The sequence below is a fragment of the Sphingomonas sp. 37zxx genome, assembly GCF_000786205.1.
Lineage (GTDB): Bacteria > Pseudomonadota > Alphaproteobacteria > Sphingomonadales > Sphingomonadaceae > Sphingomonas.
In genome coordinates this window covers 1-677 of the sequence record NZ_JROH01000120.1, presented here as the reverse complement: position 1 = coordinate 677, position 677 = coordinate 1, and the positions used below count along the sequence as shown (strand labels likewise).

The window sequence follows — 677 nt, the reverse complement described above, 5'->3', positions numbered from 1 at the left end:
GAACCGCGGTGTCCGGCGCGTCGTGCAGGCGCAAATACAACGTGTCGCCGGTGGGGCGGGGCAGGGTGATCGATGCGCCGACGAAGCCGATCGGGACTTGCACCGGCTTGGCGAAATCGGCGGTCTCGCTGATCGCGGCGATCAGGAACAACTGGTCGGCAGGCAGGGGTGCATTAGACTTTTGCATCGCTACGTTGCGGGGTTTTCTGCGGCGTAGCAATTTATGCAAAATCTGTGCGTTTTGCATCGCGAACGCGGAATAGTGGTTGTTAGCCGCCGTAGAACAGAGACCACGCTTCGTAGGCTCCCATCGCGATTACAACGACGACGAAGACGCGTTGCAACCAAAACCGTGCTGGCTCCTCCGCGCGACAGATAGGGGTCGTCAGCCAGATTCGTCGCTTCAATAACAGCGGCACCAGAAACGCGGCTCCCCATAGGATGTAAAACCAGGGCCGGATGGCGTCGAGCATACATACAGTAAAGCCTGAATCTCGAATATCCGCAACTGGGACGTCAGCCGGCCGGCTGCTTCTGGTCGCTACGCTGATGCAAAAGCTCGATATTTGCATCAACTTGAGCCAATTTCCTGGCAATTCACCCTAGGCTAAGCCAGTCACCCACCGCGCTATAACAGCACCGCCGGTCAAACCACCACCAGCCTGTCCCCGCCGGTC

The 677-nt window shown here is 58.5% G+C and carries 1 protein-coding gene; it reads right to left on the bottom strand.

The window, feature by feature from the left end; all coding sequences use genetic code 11:
* Positions 1-187: hypothetical protein (locus tag QU44_RS17025; protein ID WP_033923601.1), on the bottom strand; the 187-nt coding region annotated here is incomplete at its 3' end.
* Between the last annotated feature and the right edge of the window lie 490 nt (positions 188-677).